This is a genomic window from Gracilimonas amylolytica (genome assembly GCF_002911695.1).
GTDB classification, from domain to species: domain Bacteria; phylum Bacteroidota; class Rhodothermia; order Balneolales; family Balneolaceae; genus Gracilimonas; species Gracilimonas amylolytica.
In genome coordinates, this window is sequence record NZ_PQBS01000037.1 from 496,157 (window position 1) to 522,438 (window position 26,282).

Consider the following 26,282-nt stretch of genomic DNA (forward strand, 5'->3'; position numbering starts at 1 on the left):
TTTGAATGAGTAAAAAAGACAGACTAAGTAAATTTGAAGATCTGATCATAGATCTGCTGAAGAACAGCCCCGATCATAAAATGACAAGAGAACAGATGATCAGCGTTCTTCGCCTTGAAAGTAACAACGAAATTAAAAGACTCGATAAATCGCTGAACCGGTTATCGAATAAGAAACATATTGACCGAAAAGACAACTACGTGTTGCTTCCTCAGAAAAGGAAGGCCCGGAAAAAGAGATCAGACTCAGTTGGTGCAAAAACCTATGAAGGCAAGATCGATATCTCAGCCCGTGGTACAGGTTATGTAATAGTAGAGGAGCTTGATCAGGATGTGATGGTTTCCTCAAGAGACCTTGGGCTGGCACTTAATGATGATATCGTGAAGGTGAAGATCACTGGTAAGGATAAGCGAAGTGGTCAACCCCGTGGAAAGCTTCTCGATATTGTGAGAAGAGGTAAGGAATTTTATGTGGGAACGCTAAGGGAAGTCACCAAAGGCAACTTTGTGATCGAAGCCGATACGCAATCGGTTCATACCAACTTTTTTGTGCAGCCTGAACATCTAAACACTGCTCAGGATGGTGATAAGGTAATATTTGAACTGGTTAACTGGGTACATCCAAAAGCCTTACCCGAAGCGAATGTCAAATCTGTGCTGGGTAAGTCCGGTTCCAACGATGCCAACATCCTGTCAATTCTGGCAGAAAATGATATGGTAGCGGAGTTTCCGAAAGAAGTCGAAGATTATGCTCGCCAGATACCGCTTGAGATCCCGGAAGAAGAATGTAAACGCCGCAGAGACATGCGTGATGAAAACATTTTTACCATTGATCCGGCCGATGCCAAAGATTTTGATGATGCACTGAGTATCAAAAAACTGGATAATGGAAATTATTACCTGGGGGTACACATTGCGGATGTAACCCATTACCTGACGCCCAAATCGATCCTGGATCAGGAGGCTCATAAAAGGGGAACCAGTGTGTATTTAGTGGATCGCGTGATCCCTATGCTGCCTGAGGTACTCAGTAACGGGGTTTGTAGTTTGCGCCCGAATGAGGACAAGCTGACATACAGTTGTTTCATGGAGATCGATCCGAGGGGACAAATGGTTGACTATTCGGTTGAAGAAACGGTCATTCATTCCAAACAACGGTTCACCTATCAGGAAGCACAGGAAGTTATAGATGGTAAGGATCATCCATTCAGCCATGAGGTTAATACCACCGCTGAGCTGGCCCGGATTTTACTGGATAAGAGATTTCGTGAAGGAGCTATAGATTTTGATAATCCCGAGCCGAAGTTTGTACTGGATGATGACGGTAAACCACTTGAAGTGATCATTAAAAAGCGCATCTTTGCAAACCGCCTTATTGAAGAATGTATGCTGATGGCCAATAAAACCGTTGCGGCTCACGTTGAGAACATGCGAAAAAAATCCGGAAAGAAACGTTCGAAGGATCTTTTTCCTTTCTTCTATAGAGTTCATGATAAACCGGATGGTGAAAAACTGGCCGGTATCGCTGAGCAGGTGAAACCGATCGGTATCAACTTTGAGGTTGGTAATAACATGAGCCCTAAGAAGATCAATAACTTGCTTGAGAAGGTGAAGGACACCAATCTGGAGTATATTGTAAACGGACTGATGTTAAGAGCGATGGCTAAAGCTGAATATTCCCCAAATAATGTTGGACATTTTGGTTTAGGCTTTAAACATTACGCACACTTTACAAGTCCGATCAGGCGTTACCCGGACGTGATTGTCCATCGCTTGTTGAAAGGCTATAATTCCGGAGCGAGAGTTTATACCTACGATCAGCTTAAAAAGGATGGTGAACACTGCAGTGAACGAGAGAAAGTAGCTGTAGATTCGGAACGTGATTCGATCAAACTGAAACAGGTTGAGTTTTTAAGTGATAAAACTGGTGAAACGTTCGAGGGAACCATCAGCGGAGTGATGGAAAGAGGTATTTTCGTAACTCTGAAAGATATTTATTGTGAAGGAATGATCAGAGTCAGTGACCTGAAGGGTGATTATTATGTTTACCATGAAAAACGACATGCATTGGTCGGTCGCAAAAGTAAGAAGCAATTTCAGCTTGGCGATGATATCAAAGTGCGTGTTAAAAGCACCGATCTGCAGAAAAGGCAGATCGACCTTAGTTTAGCTCAGTAATTTCTCATTTTTACGTTTATGAAGACCAAAATTTTCTCCATACTCTTTCTTGGACTTATGATCCTGGCTGCAGATTCCATGTCTGCTTTTGCTCAGTATTATCCTTTTGGAAAGAACCGTGTTCAATACGAAAAATTTGAGTGGCGGTACATACAATCCACTCACTTTGATGTGTATTACTATGGGGAAAAGAATTATGAGTTGGCCGAGTTTTCCGCAAAAAGTATTGAATCGGCCTATAAACAGCTAAGTGAGGATTTTGATCATGAGATATCGAACCGAATTACCCTGATCATCTACGATTCTCATAACGATTTCTCACAAACCAATGTGGTTAATTTACCAACCAGCGCAGAGGGTATTGGTGGTGTGACCGATAAAATGAAAAACCGGATGACGGTCCCTTTTGCCGGAGACTATGCGGATTTCAGAAGAACGCTGCATCATGAGCTGGTTCATGCCGTTTTCAACGATATGTTTTATGGTGGAACCATCAACTCCATCATCCGAAATAATATTCAGCTGGTTTTCCCACTTTGGTTTGAAGAAGGCCTTGCAGAATATACCGCACTGGGTTGGGACACTAACACAGACATGTATATCCGTGATGCCGTCATTAATAACTATCTTCCGCCCATTCCATACCTGAGCGGCTATTATTCGTATCGAGGGGGACAAGCCGTTTGGAACTACATTGTTGAGCAATACGGCCGGCAAAAGATTGGGGAGATCCTACAGCGCATAAAAACATCCCGAAGCGTTGAATATGGATTACAACAGTCCATTGGTTTGAATATTGAGGAACTGTCCAAGGTTTGGCAGGATGCCCTTCAGGAACGGTATTATCCGGAAGTGGCTGAACGTGAACGAGCCGATATGATATCAACCTTATTGACCAAGCGGGGAGATTACGGTTCCTATAATACCAGTCCGTCCATTTCCCCACAGGGCGATAAGATCGCTTTTATTACTAACAAGCGTGGGTATTTTGATGTGGTTGCGATCAGTGCCATTGATGGCCGAAAACTGAAGACCTTGATCCGCGGAGAGGATGATCCTGAATTTGAGGAACTGAATATTTTAAATCCCAACATTGCCTGGTCACCCGATGGACGTAAGATCGCCATGTCAACGAAATCAGAGGGCAGGGATGATCTTGCCATCATAGATTATGAAACTACCGGAGTCACTAAAGTGAAATTCCCTGACCTCGATGCCATTGGTTCCATATCATGGTCGCCGGATGGTGAAAAGATCGCTTTCGATGCAAACATAGGTCCATATCAGGATATATTTGTTTACAACCTGAGTACTCAGAAACTCACGAATGTCACGGGTGATTTCTTTTCCGATATGCAACCGGTTTGGGCTTCGGACTCCGAGCATATCTATTTTGTATCCGATCGTGGGGAAAGGACTCAGCTACACAATTACTCATTGGAGTTTGATCTTTTGAGTACGGAAAGCATGTACCAAACAGATCTGTATCGCGTGCGACTAAATTCGAGAGAAGCGACTCAGTTGACCGATACCCCTATCTGGAGTGAGAGGTCTCCCAAAACTACCCGTGATGGCCGAATGGTCTTCATATCAGATAAAAATGGTATACAGAACGTGTATGAGTTTAATTTGGATACCCGGACTTCAACCCCGCTTACAAATCTGCAGACCGGTGCTTCTCAAATATCTATGAGTGCTGACGGTTCAAGATTGGCTTTTAATTCTATAAATGAGGGTTATCTGGATATCTTTCTTTTACGCTCTCCATTTGACCGAAGGAAATCTGAGGAACTTACCCCTAATTATTGGGCCCAACGACGAGCCACAGAATCCGACTCAGAACGGGTGCCTGCCACAAAATATGCGCGCGAAATGTTCAGCGTTGCGGGAGCAGGATTGCCGGTTGGAGAGGATATAGCTGCTGTAGCGGATGATACAAACCAGGGTGATCAAACCGGTGGCCAGGCTGCTGGAACAGATACAACCGCCACCGGTGAAACAGGGGGACAGGTTCAGGAAGAAGAAAATAACAACGAGATCGATTTCCGGAATTACGTATTTAGTACGGAAGTCATGGAAGACACAACCATTGTACTGGAAGACATTGAGAATTTTCAGCCGGAAAATACCCTGACTGAAGATGGACGATTTCAGCCCAAGGAATATCGACTCCGGTTCTCAACGGATATTTCATACAATCCATCTATTGTGGCTTCTACCTATGGTACCTATGCGCTGACACAGTTTATTATCAGTGATCTGCTTGGTGATCATCAGATCGCACTGGGTACGAACTTTGTGACCGACCTTAGAAACAGTGATTACTCGCTGCAGTATGGGTATATGAAAAATCGTACCAACTGGTTCTTTAGTTATTTCCACTCTTCAAGACAGTATCAGACTTTTTTCGGTGAGAATATACGGTTCAGAACTTACGGTGGGGGTGTAAATGCCCAATATCCGATCAGTAAATTCAAGCGAGTGGATGCCGGATTCTCATTCATGGGGATCACTCGAGATTACAGTTCTGTTAGTGACCTATATGCCGGCAGCAGTTTTAACCTGAATCAGGATCCTAATCAAAGTAGTTTCTTTTTATATCCTGAGGTGATCTTTACCAACGATCAGACTCTACCAGGATTTATTACACCACAGGGGGGTAACAGGTATTCCATTGGTTTATCCGGTAGTCCAGGTGTTGGTGATAACGCTCCTCAGTTTGTATCTGTACTGGGCGACTATAGAAAATATTTCAACCTCGGCTCCCGATACAGTTTTGCAATGAGAGCTTCCGGTGCTGCTTCGGTTGGACCGGATAAACAAACGTATTTTATGGGAGGCCGCCTTGGCTGGATCAATCAACGGTTCAACCAGAATGGACTTTCCTACGATAAACTCACAGACAGTTTCTTTACCGTTCCGGCTTTACCGGTCAGGGGATATGCTTATAACAGTATCTATGGCAGTAACTTCTCATTGATCAATGCAGAATTCAGGTTCCCACTGTTTGCAGCCATTGTACCGGGAGCAGTTCCAATCTTACCCCTTTACAATGTGACCGGAGTCGCTTTCCTTGATATCGGTTCAGCCTGGGGAGAGCGTATTGATTATGGATTGGTGGATGGCGATGGAAACGATATCATCAACGAGTCCAAACTGGATTTTAAGATCGCTGAAGAGCAAACAGGTACATATGAGCTAAGGGATCAGAACGGTAATTTAGTTGGCTCAGGCCCTGCCCCTTATCTTGATGGAGACATTCTTATGGGAGCCGGTTTTGGACTTCGTACTATCCTGTTTGGCTTGCCATTCAGATATGATGTAGGCTGGCCTTATCAGCGAAGTGGTTTTCTATCCAAACCGATCCATTATTTCAGTATTGGAATCGATTTTTAGGATCCACTATCTGGCATAAAATGTTTCCACGGCTAACAGTCGGTCAAACTTTCGCTCTGGATCATTGAAGTACACAAAGCTCATGTATTCCTGAACGTTTGGAGAACTGTTATCGGAAAGTGAGGTGAGATCTATCTGACCGGTTTCATCGAGTAAAATGTATTGATAACTGTAGGTACCTTCCTTGAGTAACTGACTGTTTTTCCAAAAGCCTGTGGTAGAGTCAAAAACCATTTTATTTTCATGCACGGCGGACCACTGATTGAAATCCCCAAGTATATAGATCCTGTTATCAGGAGAAAGGCTATCGGAGCCATCTAAAAGGAAAATGACCCTTGCATAATCGGCTCGTTTAGATGATGCCGGTGAATAGGTTCTGAATGTAGAGGAAGTACCAAAGTCAGAATTCAGAAAATTTACAACATCCTCTTTGAGGATTGCTTTAGGTGGGTTAGAGCCGGGGTTCCACTCAACGATGTGCGTATTAATCTGTGAAAATGAATTCAGGTTCTTGGTAACATAACTGACATTTGCAGGAAAGGCATTCGATTGAGTGAGATCAAATTTGGCAGTACCCGGAGTGTTGAAATCATATGAGTCAGTAAAACGGGTATCCGACCAAAAACGGTTTTGGACGTATGAAAAACTAAGGTCGAATTCAGGATATTCCACAAGATCGGGGACATTAAAGGTGCTGAATAAACGGTGTTCAGGCATGAACCGATTTCCCGAGTTGAATAGAGTTTGTGAAGTTGAACTGAGTTCTCCTTCATTTTCGGTGATAAAGAAGGGGAGAGAAAATAGTTCTTGACCACTTTCAGGATCTGTGACGTGTAACAGGTAATTTCCACTGCTCGTAAATTGGACCTCATTTAAGGAGATCCTCATTTCGTAGTGAATGTAATCGGGGCCTCGTGACTGACTTACTTGTCCTCCTCCAAGAATGAGTTCACCAATACCATCCAAATACCAATCCTGGGGGATGTTACTGAGTGCCCATGTTTTGCTGTGGTGTGTAAAGGTGATCCTGAATTGCCCGTTAATTTCGGTCAGTTCATCAAATGATAGGGTCAGATGGTCATCAGAATTGAGTTCTATGACCGGTGGGTTACTTTGATCGTTATTGGCATAAAGTTGAACACTTTTAAATGAAGCAGGCACTGGAATTTGGTTTGGTACCAAGACTACACTGTTAACCGAGGCTTCACCTGTTGATGCAGAAGCAGAAGAAGTGTTCAGGGTTGAAGAACAACCTGAAAACTGACTCAACATGAGTATCACACAGGCCAAAAGCAGCCAATCAGGTTTATCTTTGACTATATGGATAAACTTCAGGTTCAAATTATTCGGTTGATCCCACTGAAATACTTCCTCTGAAAACAAAATTAGCCGGACCCGATAAGATCAGCTGATGATAGGTTTGGGTCTTAGCATCATAATCAAAAGAAGCGGTTAAATTGCCTCCTTTTACCGTTACCTGATACTCGCTATGCCCTTCTTTATGGTTATATTTGTGATGGGTTGCAATGGCTGAGGCAAGGGCACCGGTTCCACAAGCAAGGGTGAGATCTTCCACGCCCCGCTCATAGGTTTGCAGTGAGATCTGCCTGTCTTCATCACAATGAACAAAATTAACATTGGTCCCCGGTGGATCGATGGATTCGTGATACCGGATCTTACGGCCGGTGTCAACAAGATCATCCACTTCATCCAGGTGTTCCTTATCCACAAAATGTACGAGATGTTCGGTGGCTGCATCGGCTTTGATGAAAGGTAGACCATCCACACTGATCTCTTCTGCTTTTACATGAACCGGAAAGTGAATACTTACAGAATTATCAGCATGGATCTCAGCTTCGTACACATTCTGATGCACATTAAAAGTCTGGGACGAACCAAACCCAAAGTGATAGGCAAACATAGCCAAACAACGTGCACCGTTGCCACACATGCCCGCATCACTGCCATCAGCGTTTCTGTAGATCATAGTGTAATCCACATCTTCACGTTTTGCTTCCTGAAGGACCAGAATGCCGTCAGCCCCGATACCAAATTTACGGTCACATAATTCCGGGGTGAAGGCAATGATATCTTCAAGAGAAAATCTGTAATTGCGGTTATCAAAGACCACAAAGTCATTTCCTGCACCTTCCATTTTATGAAATGAGATCTTCTGCATAATTACTCCACAAAAGCCGGAATATGTTGCCAGTTATTATCTTCTGATATCACAGGATCGAGTCCCCTCATGAGCATGGAAAAACGCAGCGATATCGCAATAAATATCAGCTTTGGATTTACGTTTTGCCGGATGGCAGACCTAAATGAATCAAGATGATCGATCATTTCCTCAAGTCTTGCTTCTCCAAGAGAGCCTACAAATTTCTGGATCGATTCCAGTTGATCGATGTTGGTTACGAATGTTCGGTTCTCTGTTTCACGATAGATCATCAGATCCCGGATATACATTTCGATCAGGTTAGTGATCGCGATCAAACCTTCAATGTTGTTTGAGCTTTGCCAGTCCTGCACCAGTGTTGATAGCCCGGCAGCATCCTGACTGAATGCCATTCGCATAAATTCCACCACCGATTCACGGTTCTCCTTTAGTTTTTTTACATCAAAGAACCGGGTCATGGCGTAATTCCCGCCGGAAACCCTCGCCAGATAAGCAGCATCATCGGGGCTCAATCCATCCACATCGATCAAACCCTCTTCTATTTCCTTATCCTTCAGTGTTCCAAGTGGAATATGCTGACAACGGGAGGTAATGGTTGGAAGCAGGCTTTCATAGCTTTCGGTGGTAAGGATGAACATAAGGCGATCAGATGGTTCCTCAAGCATTTTAAGGAAGGCATTGGCGGTTTCCTTACGCATGGTTTCAACCTGTGTCATGATAACTACCACCCGGTTTCCCTCGTTCGGCTTAAGTTTGGCAATAGGGCGGATATCTTCTCTGAAATAATCAATGGGATAAAATGCCTGCCGGTTCTTGGAAGATTCATCATCCAGTGAGGGACGCTGAGAAAAGCCAATAATTTCGTAGGGGTCCTCTGCCAGTAACTCAAGGCGGTCTCTCAGTTCTTCCGTTTTAACTGTGGTTGGTTTTGGGATGAACACATGTATATCAGGATGGGTGAACCAGGATGATTTTTTTGAGGTGGCATATTCACCGAGATCACTCAGGTTACTGATGCCATTTATGGCCTCAGCCAGTGCAAGTGCAAAAGCCGTTTTGCCAATACCACTAGGCCCTGACAGGAGGTATGCATGACTGATCCGGTCGGAGGCCAGAATTCTCTCCACCTGATCTTTAGCCCTTTTCTGCCCAATGATACGCTTATTGCCAAATTTAATATTCATACGTTCTATTCCTCCCAGATAAAATCAAAAAGCAAAACACCGGATGTGATGGTCACCCCGGCAAAACCGACTAATGCAGTAATGTTATTTAAAGATGCAGCTCCGCCATCCACAAAAGCTGTTTTACTGATGTCTGCAAGAAGCAGTACTAACGGCATGAACAAGGGAATGCTCAATACAGAAAAGATCGCCCCCTTGCGGTCAGCTTGTGAGACGACCGCTGCGGTCATGGTAGCCACTCCTGAAAGTCCGGCTGTACCTACCAGAAGCATGATCAAAAAGGCCGTCCAGGATTGAATACTAAGGTTCATTAGAAAAATGTAGCCGGCAAATGTGGTCACGTTAATAAGCAGGGTAAACAGGTAATTATAGATCAGTTTACCGCTGTACACGTTGGTCCCATCGGCATAGATCCGTAAGAGGTCGAAGGTATTTTTGTCGGTTTCTGAAATAAAACTACGGCTGAGGGCCGACAAAGCGGCAAACAGGATAATGATCCAGACCAAACCTGATTTGGGACCCGGTTCCAGCTGATCTGCCCGAAGGGTGAATAACACCAGCAGCATGGATGCAGCCACAAAAGCCAGAACCATGTTAAAAGCGAATCGCGTGCGCAATTCTATACGCAGATCTTTCATTAAAATAGTATAAGTGCTTCTGATCCAGCTCATGGTCAAGTTTAAGGATTTTAACGGGCTATTGACAGAAATAAAGCCCGGTTAAGGTAACTATTTATGTAAGCGAAAGGGTGTTGTTATCCCTCTCGCCTACAAAACCGGATCTAATTTTGTAGTTGTTCTAATGCAAGTTCAATAGCCCGGGTTAGCTGAGGGTCTCTTTCCATGAGTCGGTCCTTAAAGGTGTTGGTAACCTCGATATCGGGAGATACACCGGTTCTTTCCAAGTTATCTTCTCCGTCAAGGGAATAGACTCCCCATGAAGGTAAACGGTAAAAGGATCCATCCACCAATCCTTTGCCGGAGGTAAAAATGATCCACCGGTATGTTTCGGTTCCTAACACAGTACCAAGACCAAGTTCCTTAAATCCGGCAGCAGTAACTTCAGCATCACTGAGGGACTGTTCGTTGATCAGAAGGATGATCGGTTTGGCGGCCGGTGTGAAATTAGGCTGAGAAGCAAAATCGCCGTTCCGATATTTCCATTGCAGATAAGGCCTCTGCGACAGAAATTGCAACACATCGTTATGAACGTTGCCACCGGTATTATATCGAAGATCGAGGATCAGGGCGTCTCTATGATAGGCTTCTGAGGTCATCTCTATCAGGAAGTTTTCCAGCTCACCACCACCCATATTTTTCATATGGACATAGGCGATCCGCTCTTCACTTTCGTTATCAACGATACTCTGATTGAGTTCGACCCATTCGTCATAAAGGTTATTTCGGGTAGAAAAGTAACTGTCCGGATGGATCTTCAAAGTATATGAGTCATTCCCTCTTTCAAAAGTCAGGTTTACTTCTTCGGGCATAGAAGGGGAGTTAAAGTACATCTCCCGGTTTGAATCAGGATCTATGGCTTTGCCATTTACCGCGGTTAGCACATCTCCAGGAAGAATGTCCGTCTCAGCTATATCTGCCGGACCATTACTTATGATATGTTTTACCGTGTATGGGTTGTCTTCCTCAAACAGTATGCCTGTTGATATGGAAACCGTCGAGTAAAATTCCTCTTCTTCTTCCCCTGAGGTGCTAAAGCCCATGTGTGATGAATTCAGCTCACCTAGCATATCATTCAGAAGCCGGCTAAGGTCATTTCTGTTGTTTACATGAGGAAGGAAGTCACGGTACCGGTCACGGATATTTTGCCAGTCAATGTTATGAAACGTTTCGTTGTAGAAGTTTTCTTCAATATTTGCCCATAATTCTTCAAACATCTGATCGAACTCGTTTCTAAGGTTTCGGTTGAAGTCATGGCTGACCTCGATCTTTGTTGCCTTGGCTGAAGCGGGATCCAGTTCATAAATATCACCGCGGGATGCCCCATAGAGCGTGCCATCTACATTCAGGATGTTACTCACAAAGCTGATCCCCTCAAATTTCTTGGTTTCAGGATTTTCAAACGGCTGAAGAGTCGTTACATATAGAGCTGAGTTACCTTCATCGTGATTACTGCCGTACAGGATCATGTTCTTATCCCCATCCTGAACCGCAAAGGGAGCATATTGTGAGCCGAATCGTTCTCCGATCACAGTCAGCCGTTTCATCAGGTCCTGAGGGTTAATGGAGATCTCGATCTCTGTTTCGGGGGTTTCCTCTTCTCCGTTTTCTTCTTCCTTCTCGGTCTCCATAAACAGATCATCAAATTTATCGGACTTGAATGGTTCTTGATAAACATCGAGGGCCATTTGGAAGAGATCCGTTTCGCCACCACCCCGGGGATAGGATGGCTGTGTTCTGGATGAAGAAAAATAGATGTATTTACCATCGGGCGACCAAAATGGATCCGATTCTGAAACTCCGGTTTTGGTTAGATTTAAAGATTCTTTTGAATCAATATGGTACGTAAAGACATCATGCTCAAAATCTCGTCTTGCTGTGTAAAGTACATATTCATCATTAGGAGAGAAGCGAGGCTGCTGATTCTGAAACCCCCAAAATTCGTCTTCTACGATCAATTCACTTTCGAGGGATCCAAGATCCATTAAACGCAGTTCACTTCGGCCGCTCAGATAAAGTGCCATGCTGCGGTCTGAATTCATTTCCAAAGCCCGGTTATTTTGATCGTCAGTTGTGATCTGTTTTAATTCACCGGATCCGTCAGCATGAATGGTAAACAGATTTTGGTACCCATTTGAAGTTTGATTGAACAGCAGTGTTTTGTTATCCGCCATCCATTTTACTTCGAGAACCCGTCCCATTGGGTCTGTTTCAATTTTACGGACGAATTTTCCTTTGATATCAGATACAAATAATTCCCCCCGCGATATAAAAGCTAACTTGTTTTTATCGGCTGAAACGTCGAAGTAGGAGATCTCTCCCTCAACATTAAAACTTTGTTCTTTAGATAAAGTCTTGTTCTTCAGAATACGGATAGGTACTCTTTTTGAGGCCTGAGTGCTCACATCAAACGTGTAAATTTGATAATCTCTTTCAAATACTATGGTTTCGCCGTTAGCACTAACCTGTGGATAGAAGATGGAGGTGTCAAAATCAGTAAGCTGTACTTTTTGATTTCCGTTCAGGGTGTAAAGGTTGTATTCGCCGTTGCTTTCATCTGAGGCAAAATACAGGGTTCCGTTACGGTCTATGGTTGGCCAAAGGTCTTTGCCTTCCCACTCAGTGAGTTTATAGTACACTTCAGAGTCGATGTTGTAAGATTTTATGTCAGGATTGTAGGGTCCCCGGTATTTCTTTCGCTGCGGGAAGATGAAGCTCTCCCATGATTCATTGAAGTAATAGGTAGCCTCTTCAGGATGTTTTACCAGGTTATGCACGGTATTGTGATAATGGCTGAACAATCTTGCAGGGGTTCCTCCGGATTTACTCACAGTGTACACACTGGCTCGGTTATATCGGTCAGACCGAATAAAGATCTCATCAGAATCCCAGTTCCAGGACTCAACCTGATCATCAGCCTGATGGAAGGTCAATTGCCGGATCTCCCCACCATTGATCGGCATCAGATAAACATCATTATTCCCATATTGATTGGAAGTAAAGGCAACCCATCGTCCATCGGGGGAAATGGCTGGAGCACTTTCTTCACCATCCATCCCGGTTAATCGCACTGCCTGACCACCGGTAGCTGAGACCTTCCAAAGATCACTTTCGTACGCAAAAATAATGGTTCGCCCATCCGGAGAGATAGCAGGATGGGTAGTGAAGTACACCTCATTTTGGGCTGAGGCTGGATTGAGGCCGGATAGAGCTAGAATAAATGAAATAACGATGTATGGTAGGATCCTCATGAGAACGCTTCAATTGATTAAGATTTAAGAAAGGTTACTTAAACACCAAGTAAATCACAAAGAGGAGGGCTGAAAATTTTTTATCTTACTCATTCAAAATCGCAGAATTAAACTTTGATTGATTATCACTTCGGTGCCTATATTCGGTTGCTGAGTTTTAAAAATTATTTGTCAGGATATTACATGAATTTATTTTCGTTGCTGGATGAAATTACTGTTCTCCCAAACCACATTGCAGGCTCAAAAAAGGAGCTCATCAATGCATTGGTGGATACGCTAAAGAATAAGGTTGACAGTAATGAGCAACTTGAGGATGTACGAAAAGCCGTTTTTGAACGAGAAGAGATCATGTCGACCGGGGTTGGTAAAGGTTTAGCCATTCCGCATGCCAAAACCAAAGCCGTGAGTGAAAACCACGCGGCCTTTGCACTGCTGAAAGATCCCCTCGACTTTGATTCTATTGATAATGAACCGGTTCGCCTGGTATTTCTTTTAGTTGGGCCCGAATCCAAGAATAGTCAGCATATCAAACTTTTAAGCCGTATTTCCCGCCTGATGAACAGTGGCTCATTCCGTGAAAAGATCCTGGCCTGTACTTCCTCAGATGAGATCCTGGAAGCATTCAGAATGGAAGAAGAAAAATATTTTGTGAATTAGATGAAGCATTTATTCCGAACTGCAATACTCATTCTTCTTTTTGCAACTTCGGACTATCTGTATGCTCAAAATTTAGGTTCGGTCATTGAAAATGCACCCAATCAGGAGGCTTTCTGGTCTGTGACGGTCCGTGATCATCAGGGCTATATTTTAGAGAAGCACAACTCTGACAAGGTGATCATCCCGGCATCCAATCAAAAACTCGTAACAACAGCGGCACTTCTGGATCATTTTGGAGCCGATTATCAGTTTAAAACGGTGATCTACGGTGAAGGTAGTCTATCTGAGGGGACCTGGGATGGAGATCTTATCATTGTAGGAAGCGGTGACCCCTCCATCAGTGGAGATCTGTATGACGGTAACCGGTATCATGTGTTTGAGAGTTATGTCAGGCAACTGAAAGAAGCCGGAATTCAGCGAATTAACGGTAAACTGATCGCAGATGTGTCTTTGTTTGATGAGCAAGTGTACCCTAAAGGGTGGGACTGGTATGACTTCTCCTTTTACTATGCCGTTCAGGTCAGCCCGCTTTCATTCAATAATAACACGGTGGATCTTGAGGTTTTTGCGGATGGAAATATCGGCGATACTCCAAGAATTACCTGGTTTCCGGATAGTACTGATTATGTGACCTTCATCAACCAACAGGTGATCACGCACCCGAATACAGAATACGATGAGTATTATCGGAGAGAGTTGGGAGGTAATATCATTACGCTTGGGAGTACGCTGCCTCAGGGATATTATGAAGATGAGTCACTTTCTGTGAATGACCCTCCGGGGTATTTTTTGCACTCATTCCGTAACTACATGGCTGAGAATGGCATTGAGGTAGAAGGAGAGCTGGAAGTATCCTATGATGGGCTGCAGACATCCGGTATGGAGCCGCTTGCCATACACCGGTCATATCCAATGGGAAAACTGATCGAGTGGACGAATAAGGAAAGTGACAACTTCTACACTGAAATGATGACCAAAACCCTGTCGGCTCAAAAAAGTGGAGTAAAAGGAAGTTTTGAGGATGGAATTTCACAGATCCGTGATTTTCTGTTTGAGATAGGTTTGGATACCATTCACGTACAAATGAATGATGCCTCAGGAATGGCGGGTGGAAATTTCAATACCACTGAGAATCTATCAAAGTTACTGGTGGAGATGCAGTCGCATGAATGCTTTGAAGCCTATTTTAGTAGTATGTCGGTGGCCGGAATTGACGGTACGTTGGCACACAGAATGAAGGGCACACCGCTTTATAATAACTTTAAGGGTAAATCCGGGTTTGTGACCGGAGTGAGAACCCTGAGCGGATACATGAATGCCCGTTCCGGCAAGCAGCTGATCGTCAGCATTGGCACCAATAATTACATATCAGAAAAGGTGCGCCCCATTGATTCGGTTCATGAAAAAATTCTGATGTACCTTTATAACAAGTATTGATCTCAATCCCTGATAATGGCCGATCCAAAAGCACACATATTAGTCACGGATGATGAAAAGGCGATCCGGAATACGCTAAAGGATATCCTCGAGTTTGAGGACTACAAGGTATCGACTGCAGAAAGCGGAAAGGAAGCTTTAGAATTTGTTTCGAAAGAAAATGTGGATCTCATGCTTTTGGATATCAAGATGCAGGGGATGGATGGTATTGAGACATTGAAACAGATCCGTGAGAAGGGGATCGGAGTTCCTGTGATCATGATCTCTGGCCATGGTACCATCGAAATTGCTGTTGAAGCAACCAAGATCGGGGCCTATGATTTTCTGGAAAAACCGCCTGACCTGAATCGCCTGTTGATCGCAGTAAGAAATGCCCTTTCGCAGAAAAACCTGGAAAAGGAAAATCAGCAGATCAGAAAAAAACTTCCGTCCATTCAGCCAATAATTGGTGAAAGTAAATCAATTCAGAAGATCAAGGATCTGATCGATAAAGTGGCTCCAACGAGGTCACGTGTGCTTATTACCGGCGACAATGGTACCGGAAAGGAATTGGTGGCCAAATGGATCCATGAAAAAAGTCCCCGCAGCGGTGGACCTATGGTGGAAGTAAATTGTGCGGCCATTCCGGCAGATCTTCTGGAAAGTGAATTATTTGGCCATGAAAAAGGAGCCTTTACCGGCGCGGCCGAACAGCGAATCGGAAAGTTTGAACAGGCTAACGAAGGTACTTTATTCCTTGATGAAATAGGGGATATGGGCCTGGACGCACAAGCAAAAGTACTTCGGGCTCTTCAGGAAAACAAGATCACCCGCATTGGCGGAAGTGAGGCCATTTCCATCGATGTACGAATATTGGCGGCTACCAACAAAGACCTTGAGCAGGAAATAGCCGATGGTAACTTCAGGGAAGACCTGTTCCACCGTATCAATGTGATCCCCATCAAAGTACCCGCACTAAAAGATCGGAGGTCTGATGTTCCGTTGATCGCTGAAGCCTGCCTTCGTTCACTAAAGGAGAGGGATATCAGTTTTTCTAAAGTGACATTCACCGATGATGGACTGGAAGCCCTGAAAGAGCGGGATTGGTCAGGTAATGTTAGGGAATTACAAAATGCTGTCGAACGTCTTGGAATACTGGCACCTGATCATAAGATCGATGAGGAGACCGTGAACAGCATTCTATCCTCCAAAACTTCTGCATCTGACAAATTGGATGCCCTTGCCGAAGGGATCTCAGACTTTCAGGAATTCAAGGAACAGGCCGAAAGAGTGTTCTTGATAAAACGACTGGAGAAAAACGACTGGAATATTTCGAAGACTGCTGAGGAAATTGGAATACAGCGTAGTCATATTTACAATAAAATGAATAAGTACAACATAGAAAGATAGCAGCATGAGCGCAGAGATCATTGATGGCAAGAAAGTAGCCGAACTGGTGAGAAACAGAGTCCGTGAGGATGTAAACGATTGGAAGTCAAAAGGGCACAGAGCCCCGTTTCTTCAGGTTATTTTGGTGGGAGACGATCCGGCTTCCAAGGTTTATACCGGCGCAAAAACTAAAGCCTGTGAGGATGTAGGCATTGAGACTCATACCCGCATTCTGCAGGACACGATCTCAGCCAAAGAACTTAAATCCATCATTAAGGCCTACAACGAAGATGATTCAGTGGATGGCATTTTGGTTCAGCTGCCACTTCCTTCACATCTGTCATCTCACGATGTGATAGAAACCATTGATTATCGAAAGGATGTGGATGGATTTCATCCCATGAATGTTGGTCGCCTTACCGTGGATGAGCCCTGCTACAGAAGCTGTACGCCGGCAGGTATCATGGAACTCTTCAAACACTACAGCATCCCGGTTAAATCAAAACATGCGGTAGTGGTGGGGGCCAGTAATATTGTGGGGTCACCAATGGCCATCATGCTGTCGCGTGAGAATTCGTCCGGTAAAGCTACAACCACAATTTGCCATAAATTTACAAAAGACCTGACGCAACATACCATCTCAGCAGATATATTGATCGCAGCGGCAGGCCAACCGGAATTGATCAAAGGTGAAATGATCAAGGAGGGGGCTGTGGTGATAGATGTTGGTATAAATCGTGTGGCGGATGAAACGTCAGAAAAAGGATACAAGTTAGTGGGTGATGTGGATTATGAGTCAGTTCGCAAAAAGGCGAGCTGGATCACCCCGGTACCGGGTGGCGTTGGTCCCATGACGGTAGCCATGCTGATGAAGAATACCTTATTGGCGGCGAAAAAATCGATCTATCCTGAATGATCAGGCTTTTACAGCGATAGGGTCCGGTTTTTTCATACAAACTTTATACAAGTAGGTTAAAATAAACCTATAAAATTGTGCTATGGAAAAGGTTAACAAATTACTGGATTCGGTTATTTTTCGAACGGCAATGGAACAGGTTCCTGCATCTGTTGTCATCACAGATGCGAATAATGATATCCTATATGTAAATAAGTTCTTTACGGAGTTGACGGGGTACACACTTGAAGAGGCTAAAGGAAAGAATCCGAATATTCTAAATTCGGGGGAGCAGAGTAAAGAATTTTATCGGGAAATGTGGTCCACACTGAATGAAGGGGAAGTTTGGAAAGGGGAATTCAAAAATGTCAAAAAAGACGGTAGCTACTATTGGGAAAAAGCGAGTATCATCCCCATTATGGATGAAGAAGGTGAATTGGCCTATTACATGGCTATTAAACAGGATATCACCGAGGAAAAGGCTAATATTGAGAAAGCTGAAAGACGTGAACGGCTGCTAAACAACATTCAGGAGTTATCTGAAACCGGAGGGTGGGAGTATGATGTAGAAAATGATACTTTTTTCTGGACAGATGAACTTTATCGTTTACACGGTTTTGAAAAACCTTTTGACGGAGATCTTCCCACCGAAAGCCTGAAATGCTACAGTAAAGAAGCTCAAAAAAAGATCGGGGAGTCTTATAAAAAATGCCTGGAAGATGGCACCCCCTATGACCATACCGTACCTTTTACCAATGTAGATGGTGTTGAAATGTGGGTGCGAACAAAAAGCAAAGCCGTAAAAAATGACAAAGGCGAAGTTGTAAGATTACTTGGAAGTGTGCGGAATGTGACAGAGGAAGTAAAAACCTTGCACGCTCTGAAACGCAGACAAGCTGAGTTTCAAACCGTTGTTGAATCCTTTGATGATATTGTTTTCACACTGGATGAGGATGGCAGGTACACAAATTTGTATGGTAAGTGGGCAAGGGATGAGGAACTCCGTACTATGATGGAGGGGAAAACCGCAACGGAGGTTTTCGGAAATAAAGCCGGACAGGTACACATCGAAGCTCTGCAAGCTGCAAAAGACGAAGGTCACTTTACCTATAAGTGGTTTATACAAAATGAAGAAGGCAAGCAAAATCATTACGAGACCAAACTGACCAAGCTAAAAACTGCCAATTCTGAAAAGGAAGGATTCCTTGGGTTTGGTAGAAATATTACCGCTGAGATCCGATACAGAAAAGAACTGGAAGACCTGAAAGAACGATTGAATTATGCCTTGATCGGAACCCGTGCGGGTACATGGGATTGGGACCTGGTAAGTGGTAAAACCATATTTAATGAACGCTGGGCGCAAATGCTTGGGTATTCATTGAGTGAGCTTGAGCCCACATATATTGAAACCTGGAATAACCTGACACATCCCGGGGATAAAATTCGCTCAGAAAAGGAATTACAGGAGTATTTAGAGGGTAAAACACCTATTTACGATACCAAGGTAAGAATGCAGCATAAAGAGGGGCATTGGGTCTGGGTATGGGACAGAGGGGCGATCTTTGAAGAAAATGAGGATGGCAACCCAACGCGTATGGTTGGTACCCATGTAGATATAACCGAATGGATGGAGGCCGAACAGCGTCTCAAACGGTCTGAGAAAAAGTACCGGGAGTTGTTCGAAAATTCTTCTGATCCCAGCCTGCTTGAAAAGGATGGATATATTATTGACTGTAATAAAGCATTGCTTGATCTACTGGGGTATGACGAAAAGAATGAATTGATCGGAAAATCGATACTGGAGATATCACCGGAGACCCAAAGCAGTGGCTGGGAATCTGAGAAACTGTTTGGTGAAGCACTCAGTGAATTGACTGAAAACAGAAAAAAAGGCTTGAAGTTCGAATGGGAACACCTGAGAAAAGATGGTACAGTCGTTCCGGTTGAAACCGTACTGACCAACCTGACCGATAATGATGGCGAAAGTATGCGGTACGTGGTATGGAGGGATATTACAGATCGAAGAGCCGCTGAAAATGAACTGATGGAAGCCTATGAGGAAAGGGGAGCTTTGCTTGCTGAAATTCACCATCGGGTTAAAAATAACCTGGCTATCATATCCGGGCTCATTCAGTTGCAGATCTTTGGCATTGAGGATGAGGCAGTTGCTGAACAGCTTGGTAAAAGTGTAAACCGTATCAAATCCATTGCCTTGATCCATGAGCAACTCTATCAGTCTAAAAGCTTTGCCAATATCTCATTGAAAGAAAACATTGAGAAACAGGCCAATACTCTTTTCAGCATGTACAAGAGCCAAAACTCGGCAAAAGTGGATCTCCATTTGAATCTGGATGAGGTTCAGATCAACATCAATCAGGCATTGCCGGTTGGGTTACTTCTCAACGAGATTCTGAACAATGCTTTTAAGCACGCTTTTGTGGGGCGTGATGATGGAGAGATAGAAATTGGTTTGACTGAGGTAAATGATGAGATTCATCTTACCGTTACAGATAATGGGGTGGGTTTTGAAGAAGATCAGAAAGAAAAATCTTCCCTTGGGCATACCTTAATAGATACTTTTGTTAAACAACTGAGGGCAAAAGTGGATCTGAATGCAAAAGATGGAACCACCTATAAGATCACTTTCGAAAAGCAGGATCTTAAAGGATCCATGGCATCAAACATGAGTATTCTGAAGTAAAAAATTAATTTTGGAAGGGGTGACAGTATGATGTCACCCCTTGTGCGTATCATTGAGTAAATCAAAAAACAAAACTCAATGATCATGATGAATAACGCATTAACTACCTTCACTCAAAAACAACCAGCAACCACTTTATTTGCTCTTCCAATTCTGAAGCGTATTGAACGTGAGAGTCGGCAAGAATACAATGAGATGCAGGAAGCCTTTGAACTCATGGGGTGGGCAGCTCTGCCGGATGCACTTAAGGTTGAGATCCATAACGATGTCAGGTTCATGGTGGAAGAACTGAAAGGAAGGTTTTCTTCCGTCGATCCATTTGTAAAACGAAGAAGACAAACTGTTACCTACTGGGTCAACTGCTATCAGGATGGTATTTGCAGCCTGGATGCTGCGATCAAAGCCTTGAAAGTAAAGTCGCTTTAAAAGGATATACCTGAAAACGTTACAATGGTGAGATAAAAGCTGCAAAAATTGTGAATCGATGCAGAACTTCCAAAGAGATATACTTATCTTTGAAAAACTGCAAGCCAAACAATTTCTTTTGATGCACAATACAAATAACTCCTCTCCATTTGAACGCATTACACGACAGGGACTTACATACGATGACGTACTCCTTGTGCCTAACTATTCCAAGGTACTTCCACGCGATGTGGATACCCGTGTCAGGCTCACACCGAATCTGACGCTCAACGTTCCGATCATCAGTGCAGCCATGGATACGGTTTCTGAATATCGTCTGGCTATTGCACTTGCCCGCGAGGGTGGGATCGCCATGCTTCATAAGAATATGAGTATCGAGGATCAGGCTGAGCATGCCCGTTTGGTGAAAAGAAGTGAAAGCGGGATGATAGTGGATCCTGTGACCCTGAAAAAGGAGGCCACGGTTAAAGAAGCCCGCGCTCTGATGAGAAAGCAAAAGATCGGTGGGATCCCTATTGTTGATGATTCCGGAATATTGATCGGGATCGTGACCAACAGAGATCTTCGGTTTGAGTCGGCCATGAATAAGAAACTGGGGGAGATCATGACACATGAAGATCTCATCACCGCCAAAGAGGGAACGAATCTTCAGCAGGCGGAAGAGATCCTTCAGAAGCATAAGGTGGAAAAACTCCCTATTGTTGATAACAATAATAAATTGGTAGGGCTGATCACCTTTAAGGATATCGAAAAGAAAATGAACTTTCCGAACGCCTGTAAAGATGATATGGGAAGACTGAGAGTTGGGGCCGCTGTAGGCGTGACGGCAGATACCATGGATCGGGTAGATGCCTTGGTTGCCGCCAGTGTGGATGTAATAACGGTTGATACCGCTCATGGACACTCACAGGGAGTACTTGATACCATCAAAAAAATAAAATCTGTTTATCCTGACCTGAATGTGATCGGGGGTAATATAGCCACCCGTGCTGCGGCTGAAGCGTTGGTTGAAGCCGGTGCAGATGTCGTGAAAGTTGGGGTTGGTCCCGGTTCAATTTGTACAACCCGTGTGGTAACCGGCGTTGGGGTTCCTCAGCTTAGTGCCGTTATGGAAGTGGCTGAGTTTACCAGAGAAAATGGAATAGGCTTGATCGCAGATGGCGGTATCAAGCAAACCGGTGATATCCCAAAAGCCATTGCCGGAGGAGCCGATGCGGTCATGATGGGCTCCATGTTTGCCGGTGTGGATGAGAGTCCGGGTGAAACCATTATTTATGAGTCAAGAAAATATAAGTCATACAGGGGAATGGGTAGCATCGGAGCCATGAACAAAGGGTCCAAAGATCGCTATTTCCAGGATGTTGAGGATGATATTAATAAGCTGGTTCCTGAGGGCATTGAGGGGCGTGTTCCATTTAAAGGATACCTCAGCGAGGTGGTACATCAGATGACCGGTGGGTTAAGAGCGGCCATGGGATATGCAGGCGCCGCTGACATCGATGAGATGAAGAAAGCTGAATTTGTACAGATCTCAGCTGCGGCTTATAAAGAAAGTCACCCACACTCCGTTCAGATCACAAAAGAAGCTCCAAACTATTCGGTTTCATAAACGGCTTGTCCGGCATGAAAAACGTGCTCTTATTGGTGTATTACTTTCCTCCACTGGGAGGGAGTGGGGTTCAGCGTCCGCTCAAATTTGTAAAATACCTTCGTGAGTTTGGATGGAACCCGATCGTGGTTTGTCCTGAGCCGGGAGCCTATCCGTATTCAGATCATTCCTTACTTGATGAACTGACGAATATTGGGGTAGAGGTCCACAGGGTGACTGCAAAAACTCCGTTTCATTTGCCATTTATAAAGGGCAGACAAGCGGATATTTCAGAAAAAATCACAGAACTTGGCAGAAGGTTAACCCGGCTGTTGATGTACCCGGATAACAAAAAGGGATGGATCGGACCGGCGGTAGATAAGGCAATAGAATTGTCTAAGGAACAGAGGTTTGATCTGATATTCAGTACCGCTCCTCCGTTTAGCAATCATATTGCGGCTTCCGAAATAAAAGAAAGGTTACAAATTCCTCTTGTACTTGATTATCGGGATGCCTGGACGAACAATCACTTTATGGATGATCTGTTCAGATGGCAAAAACGAATTCACAGCAGATTGGAGAGGGATTGCCTCAAAAATGCTGATCAGGTTATCGTATTGGATGAATTTATGGGGCAATCGATCAAGCAGGCTCATCCGAAAATTGACCCCAAAACACAGGTCATTGCGCATGGTTATGATCCGGATGATTTTAAAGGAACAAATGAAGCTACGTTACCCTATAAGCCGGGGAAGCTGAATCTTCTGTATAGCGGGCTTTTTTATGAGTCTAACCAGCCTGATATCTTATTAAGGGCCATTGATGCATTGAATGAAGCATCCGCTATAAATATGAATGATATACATCTTCATTTTCAGGGAGGTTTGACCCCTCGCATCAATAAGTTGGTAAACGGACTTGGTTTGGGAAATTCTGTAACAGATCTGGGATACGTCACTCATATAAATGCTGTTTCCAATTTGATGAAAGCTGATGCACTTTGGATGATATCCAATTTTGATCCGGTTCATAAACAGGTTAAAAGCGGAAAGCTGTTCGAATATTTAGGCACCGGAAAACCTGTTTTAGGCCTGGTACATGAAGGTGCTGAACTGGAAACCCTGAAAAGCTATGGTGCCGGTTATACGGCACCACCTGATGATCTTGAGGCTGTAAAAGAGGCCTTGTTATCTTTGTATAATGATTGGAAACAAAAGGCTTTAAAACAGCCTAAAAAGGCATACATGGAACAATTTGACCGGCGGAAATTAACACAATCACTGTCGGACGTATTCGATTCACTTACTTCGCAATAATTACGCGACTATTGTTTAACTTGAAGGTCTATGATCGATCTGTTAAAAAAATTATTTGAACAACGCCATAAGGAAATTACGGTGATGCTGTTGGATGACACCCAGCCGGGGGAGGATAATTCGTACAGATTATATCCGAACAGCATTTTTGGGATCTTCATGACCATATTTGTGATCATGATGGTAGTGATTGCCGCCACTTTCATGGTGACTCCGCTGGGTGAATTACTGTATAATTCTGATGAAGCGGAAATACGTGCTCAGATCATGGAGATCACCAATAAGACCATAGCTTTGGAAGATTCTCTCAAAAAAAGAGATACTCAACTTCAGGAAATGAAAAACATTATCCGTTTGAGTGTTGATACGACGTTGGCAATGGATCAGCGTTTCGATCAGATGTTCTCGGAAACCCAAAGCACAGACGATGGAAATTTTATATCGATGGAGCAGTTCGGTTCCATAGAAAAATTATCACAGAACGAGATCCTATTCTCCAACGTATCCAAAACCATACCTGACTTTCCCGGCCGTTATCCGGTCAATGGGTCATTGACAAGAGGTTATTTACCGGAAGAAGAACATTATGGGATAGATATTGCCACCGGTATAGATGAACCGGTCATAAATATTGCTGATGGTTCCGTGTTTACCAGCAGCTGGACGATCAACAATGGCTATGTGATCTCTATTCAGCATGGTAACGGAGTGGTTACCACCTTTAAACATTTGGCAAAGCTAAACAAAAGAGAAGGGGACCTCGTACTGAAAGGGGATATTTTAGGATCTACGGGTGATGCAGGTGTATTAAGTACCGGTCCGCATCTACACCTTGAAGTATGGAAAGATGGCGTTCCTCAAAATCCGGAATTATATTTAATCAACTAAAAAAGAATATGCTCAACTCTAAGAAATCATCAAATAACGTGTCAGACAATTCAAGACAATCACCGACAGTTAACATCATCAGTGAAGGCACCAGGCTTAAAGGAGATCTGATCTCAGATTCTGATATTCGGGTTGCCGGTACCATTGAGGGTGAAGCGAATTCAAAAGGAAAGATCATTGTAACCGGAAACGGTAAGATCAATGGAAATATTGATTCTGCCGATGCCGACATTGCCGGAAAAGTAGATGGTGAGGTAAAAGTTTCCGGAAAATTAACCCTGCGCGCCAATGCCATAATTGATGGCAACATTTACACGAAGACGCTGATCGTGGAAGAAGGAGCTCAGATCAACGGTTCCTGCCGAATGGGTGCCGATGCAAAATCTTTCAACAAGCCTAAAGCGACCGAATCAACTACGGCCGGCAGCTAATATAATCCTGATTCATTGCCAAAAGAGCTTCTTCCAAAAAAATACATGGCATACCTTGGCCTTGGAGCAGAGATAGCGGCATCTTTGTTGGTTCCAATATTGATCGGGTATTACCTGGATGAATATTTTGGCACGTCTCCCTTCATTTTGATGGCAGGAGTGTTGGGTGCTATGATAGGCTTTGGCTTCATGATCGTCCGGATCACTAAGAAACTGGATTCCGAGGATAAGCGTGAATGATCACATCTTTAAAAACTCACTGAAGATCTCCGCACTGCTTTTGATGATATCTGCTACTTTTTTTTTAGCCGATGCAGCCAAGGGTGTAGCTGTGACAGCGGGAGTGATGCTGAGTTCGGTCTTTGTGGTAAGCAGCGGGTGGATACTTGAAAAGTTCGAAAACACGGAAGGTAGCCTGTTTATAAAGGTTTATGTGTTTTCTATAGCTATTCGGTTTTTGATCGTGCTAACCCTCTTCATCATTTTGCTTGCAACCACAAAAATTGATGAAATCTACTTTACAGTTAGTTTTATAATTTCCTATCTTTGTCAATCTGTAACGGAAATGATTTTAATCAACAAATTTCTTCAAAAGAGCGGCAGTTAAAGACAATGATTCAAACCCTGCGTCGAGTTTTCTTAACTCTTTTATTTCTCAGTGTAAGCACATCAAATACATTCGCAGCCGACGATGCTGAAGGGGCTCAGGAGCCTGTCATCGACGTGATGGGGACTGTTGCTGATCACGACTATTTTAAAGTACCTAAGTTTATCAACGGTGGTAAGCTTTATCTGCCAAGGATATTTTACTGGGAGACTGCAGAAGGAGAGGCGCAGTTGAGTGCCTATGCTTCCACTAAAAAAGCACTGGCCTCAGATGAATTTATTGAGACTGATGAAGGGGCTATCGTTCCGGCAGGTGGGGGAAGTATTAAAGTCGATCTTTCGATCACATCACACCTGGTCTATTTCTGGCTGGGGATGGGTTTGGCTGTAATTCTCACCATAATGGCCGCAAGTCGCTACAAAAAAGGAATTGGCCGGGATGTTGAGCCAAAAGGAGCGATGCAAAACATCTTTGAAGTGTTATTTGTTTTCATTCGGGATGATGTGGCGCGTGATAATATTGATGCGCATAAGGCTGACAGATACGTTCCATTTCTGTTCACCATGTTCATGGGGATCTCATTTATGAACTTATTTGGGTTGTTGCCTTGGGCAGCAACGGCAACGGCTGATCTGACAGTTACAGCAACACTGGCATTAGTGACATTTGTGATCACGCAGTTCAGCGGTACTAAAGACCACTGGGCTCACGTCTTTTGGTTTCCCGGAGTTCCAGGATGGGTGAGATTCATCCTGACACCCGTTGAAATATTGGGTTTATTTACCAAGCCGTTCGCGCTGGCCATTCGTTTGTTCGCCAACATGTTGTCAGGTAAGATCATGATCATTGCCATTCTTGGTTTGGTCTTTATCTTTGCTGACCTCTTTGGAGCCGGGGCCGGATTTGGAGTTGGAATATTCTCAGTTTCATTGACCGTTGTATTGTACGCCTTGAAAGTATTTGTCGGCCTCTTGCAGGCATACATCTTTACATTATTGTCAGCTGTATTTATTGGAATGGCAGCTGAAGATCATCATCATGATGAAGAAGGATATCACACAGAACATATTGCTGAAGAAGTTTCAGCTTAATAACATAATCTAA

At 43.8% G+C, this 26,282-nt stretch carries 20 protein-coding genes; 15 read left to right on the top strand and 5 right to left on the bottom strand.

All coding sequences use genetic code 11. The annotated features are described in order from the left end of the window. Positions 1 to 5 precede the first annotated feature (5 nt). Together rnr and C3B73_RS11715 are read left to right on the top strand one after the other, a co-directional pair. Complete coding sequence (gene rnr / locus C3B73_RS11710) at positions 6 to 2,177, top strand: ribonuclease R (RefSeq protein ID WP_103665780.1); 2,172 nt, start codon at positions 6 to 8, stop codon at positions 2,175 to 2,177. Between the two features lie 18 nt (positions 2,178 to 2,195). Continuing rightward, positions 2,196 to 5,573 (top strand): peptidase MA family metallohydrolase, encoded by a 3,378-nt coding sequence (locus tag C3B73_RS11715; protein ID WP_103665781.1) that lies wholly within the window; start codon positions 2,196 to 2,198, stop codon positions 5,571 to 5,573. Positions 5,574 to 5,579: 6 nt separating this feature from the next. On the opposite strand, the gene C3B73_RS11720 is transcribed toward C3B73_RS11715, so the two are convergent. The 5 genes from C3B73_RS11720 to C3B73_RS11740 all read right to left on the bottom strand — a co-directional run bounded on the left by C3B73_RS11720 (position 5,580) and on the right by C3B73_RS11740 (position 12,864). Further along, on the bottom strand, positions 5,580 to 6,914 hold the full coding sequence (locus C3B73_RS11720; RefSeq protein ID WP_157939495.1) for a type IX secretion system plug protein: 1,335 nt from the start codon (positions 6,912 to 6,914) through the stop codon (positions 5,580 to 5,582). 1 nt (position 6,915) lies between these two features. After that, positions 6,916 to 7,752, bottom strand: a complete 837-nt coding sequence (gene dapF / locus C3B73_RS11725) for a diaminopimelate epimerase (protein ID WP_103665783.1) — start codon at positions 7,750 to 7,752, stop codon at positions 6,916 to 6,918. Positions 7,753 to 7,754: 2 nt separating this feature from the next. Then, positions 7,755 to 8,936, bottom strand: coding sequence for a DNA polymerase III subunit (locus C3B73_RS11730; protein ID WP_103665784.1), 1,182 nt, complete (start codon positions 8,934 to 8,936; stop codon positions 7,755 to 7,757). A 5-nt stretch (positions 8,937 to 8,941) separates the two neighbouring features. Further along, positions 8,942 to 9,607: a heme exporter protein CcmB gene (locus tag C3B73_RS11735; RefSeq protein WP_103665785.1), complete on the bottom strand. Its 666-nt coding sequence runs from the start codon at positions 9,605 to 9,607 to the stop codon at positions 8,942 to 8,944. Between the two features lie 110 nt (positions 9,608 to 9,717). Continuing rightward, positions 9,718 to 12,864: a S41 family peptidase gene (locus tag C3B73_RS11740; protein WP_103665786.1), complete on the bottom strand. Its 3,147-nt coding sequence runs from the start codon at positions 12,862 to 12,864 to the stop codon at positions 9,718 to 9,720. Between the two features lie 183 nt (positions 12,865 to 13,047). Here C3B73_RS11740 and C3B73_RS11745 point away from each other — a divergent pair, with 183 nt between their 5' ends. From C3B73_RS11745 to atpB, 13 genes are all read left to right on the top strand, one after another. After that, on the top strand, positions 13,048 to 13,521 hold the full coding sequence (locus tag C3B73_RS11745; RefSeq protein WP_103665849.1) for a PTS sugar transporter subunit IIA: 474 nt from the start codon (positions 13,048 to 13,050) through the stop codon (positions 13,519 to 13,521). After that, on the top strand, positions 13,522 to 14,958 hold the full coding sequence (dacB, locus tag C3B73_RS11750; protein WP_103665787.1) for a D-alanyl-D-alanine carboxypeptidase/D-alanyl-D-alanine endopeptidase: 1,437 nt from the start codon (positions 13,522 to 13,524) through the stop codon (positions 14,956 to 14,958). Between the two features lie 15 nt (positions 14,959 to 14,973). Beyond that, positions 14,974 to 16,347: a sigma-54-dependent transcriptional regulator gene (locus tag C3B73_RS11755; protein ID WP_103665788.1), complete on the top strand. Its 1,374-nt coding sequence runs from the start codon at positions 14,974 to 14,976 to the stop codon at positions 16,345 to 16,347. Positions 16,348 to 16,351: 4 nt separating this feature from the next. Further along, complete coding sequence (gene folD, locus C3B73_RS11760) at positions 16,352 to 17,242, top strand: bifunctional methylenetetrahydrofolate dehydrogenase/methenyltetrahydrofolate cyclohydrolase FolD (protein WP_103665789.1); 891 nt, start codon at positions 16,352 to 16,354, stop codon at positions 17,240 to 17,242. Positions 17,243 to 17,324: 82 nt separating this feature from the next. Then, positions 17,325 to 19,922: a PAS domain S-box protein gene (locus C3B73_RS11765; protein WP_103665790.1), complete on the top strand. Its 2,598-nt coding sequence runs from the start codon at positions 17,325 to 17,327 to the stop codon at positions 19,920 to 19,922. A gap of 84 nt (positions 19,923 to 20,006) precedes the next feature. Next, positions 20,007 to 20,348, top strand: a complete 342-nt coding sequence (locus tag C3B73_RS11770) for a hypothetical protein (protein WP_232803182.1) — start codon at positions 20,007 to 20,009, stop codon at positions 20,346 to 20,348. A gap of 121 nt (positions 20,349 to 20,469) precedes the next feature. Then, a complete protein-coding gene (gene guaB, locus C3B73_RS11775) occupies positions 20,470 to 21,957 on the top strand; it encodes an IMP dehydrogenase (protein ID WP_103665850.1) in 1,488 nt (495 codons plus the stop codon). 14 nt (positions 21,958 to 21,971) lie between these two features. Beyond that, a complete protein-coding gene (locus tag C3B73_RS11780) occupies positions 21,972 to 23,252 on the top strand; it encodes a glycosyltransferase family 4 protein (protein ID WP_103665792.1) in 1,281 nt (426 codons plus the stop codon). Positions 23,253 to 23,282: 30 nt separating this feature from the next. Next, the gene (locus tag C3B73_RS11785) at positions 23,283 to 24,140 is read left to right on the top strand and encodes a M23 family metallopeptidase (protein ID WP_103665793.1); all 858 of its coding nucleotides are present in this window, start codon (positions 23,283 to 23,285) and stop codon (positions 24,138 to 24,140) included. A gap of 8 nt (positions 24,141 to 24,148) precedes the next feature. Continuing rightward, on the top strand, positions 24,149 to 24,571 hold the full coding sequence (locus tag C3B73_RS11790) for a bactofilin family protein (protein WP_103665794.1): 423 nt from the start codon (positions 24,149 to 24,151) through the stop codon (positions 24,569 to 24,571). Positions 24,572 to 24,586: 15 nt separating this feature from the next. Beyond that, a complete protein-coding gene (locus C3B73_RS11795; protein WP_232803184.1) occupies positions 24,587 to 24,811 on the top strand; it encodes an AtpZ/AtpI family protein in 225 nt (74 codons plus the stop codon). Beyond that, positions 24,804 to 25,178: a hypothetical protein gene (locus C3B73_RS11800; protein WP_103665796.1), complete on the top strand. Its 375-nt coding sequence runs from the start codon at positions 24,804 to 24,806 to the stop codon at positions 25,176 to 25,178. Before C3B73_RS11795 ends, C3B73_RS11800 begins: the two co-directional genes overlap by 8 nt. 5 nt (positions 25,179 to 25,183) lie before the next feature. Further along, the gene (atpB, locus tag C3B73_RS11805; RefSeq protein WP_103665797.1) at positions 25,184 to 26,269 is read left to right on the top strand and encodes a F0F1 ATP synthase subunit A; all 1,086 of its coding nucleotides are present in this window, start codon (positions 25,184 to 25,186) and stop codon (positions 26,267 to 26,269) included. The last annotated feature ends 13 nt before the right edge of the window (positions 26,270 to 26,282 follow it).

What these genes read in the sequence shown, in the direction of transcription:
- C3B73_RS11715 (WP_103665781.1), top strand. Translation starts at nt 2,196, where the DNA reads ATGAAGACCAAAATTTTCTCCATACTCTTTCTTGGACTTATGATCCTG.
- C3B73_RS11730 (WP_103665784.1), bottom strand. Translation starts at nt 8,936, where the DNA reads ATGAATATTAAATTTGGCAATAAGCGTATCATTGGGCAGAAAAGGGCT.
- folD (WP_103665789.1), top strand. Translation starts at nt 16,352, where the DNA reads ATGAGCGCAGAGATCATTGATGGCAAGAAAGTAGCCGAACTGGTGAGA.
- C3B73_RS11735 (WP_103665785.1), bottom strand. Translation starts at nt 9,607, where the DNA reads ATGAGCTGGATCAGAAGCACTTATACTATTTTAATGAAAGATCTGCGT.
- C3B73_RS11755 (WP_103665788.1), top strand. Translation starts at nt 14,974, where the DNA reads ATGGCCGATCCAAAAGCACACATATTAGTCACGGATGATGAAAAGGCG.
- C3B73_RS11780 (WP_103665792.1), top strand. Translation starts at nt 21,972, where the DNA reads ATGAAAAACGTGCTCTTATTGGTGTATTACTTTCCTCCACTGGGAGGG.
- C3B73_RS11790 (WP_103665794.1), top strand. Translation starts at nt 24,149, where the DNA reads ATGCTCAACTCTAAGAAATCATCAAATAACGTGTCAGACAATTCAAGA.
- C3B73_RS11740 (WP_103665786.1), bottom strand. Translation starts at nt 12,864, where the DNA reads ATGAGGATCCTACCATACATCGTTATTTCATTTATTCTAGCTCTATCC.
- rnr (WP_103665780.1), top strand. Translation starts at nt 6, where the DNA reads ATGAGTAAAAAAGACAGACTAAGTAAATTTGAAGATCTGATCATAGAT.
- guaB (WP_103665850.1), top strand. Translation starts at nt 20,470, where the DNA reads ATGCACAATACAAATAACTCCTCTCCATTTGAACGCATTACACGACAG.
- C3B73_RS11785 (WP_103665793.1), top strand. Translation starts at nt 23,283, where the DNA reads ATGATCGATCTGTTAAAAAAATTATTTGAACAACGCCATAAGGAAATT.
- dapF (WP_103665783.1), bottom strand. Translation starts at nt 7,752, where the DNA reads ATGCAGAAGATCTCATTTCATAAAATGGAAGGTGCAGGAAATGACTTT.
- C3B73_RS11745 (WP_103665849.1), top strand. Translation starts at nt 13,048, where the DNA reads ATGAATTTATTTTCGTTGCTGGATGAAATTACTGTTCTCCCAAACCAC.
- C3B73_RS11770 (WP_232803182.1), top strand. Translation starts at nt 20,007, where the DNA reads ATGATGAATAACGCATTAACTACCTTCACTCAAAAACAACCAGCAACC.
- dacB (WP_103665787.1), top strand. Translation starts at nt 13,522, where the DNA reads ATGAAGCATTTATTCCGAACTGCAATACTCATTCTTCTTTTTGCAACT.
- atpB (WP_103665797.1), top strand. Translation starts at nt 25,184, where the DNA reads ATGATTCAAACCCTGCGTCGAGTTTTCTTAACTCTTTTATTTCTCAGT.
- C3B73_RS11765 (WP_103665790.1), top strand. Translation starts at nt 17,325, where the DNA reads ATGGAAAAGGTTAACAAATTACTGGATTCGGTTATTTTTCGAACGGCA.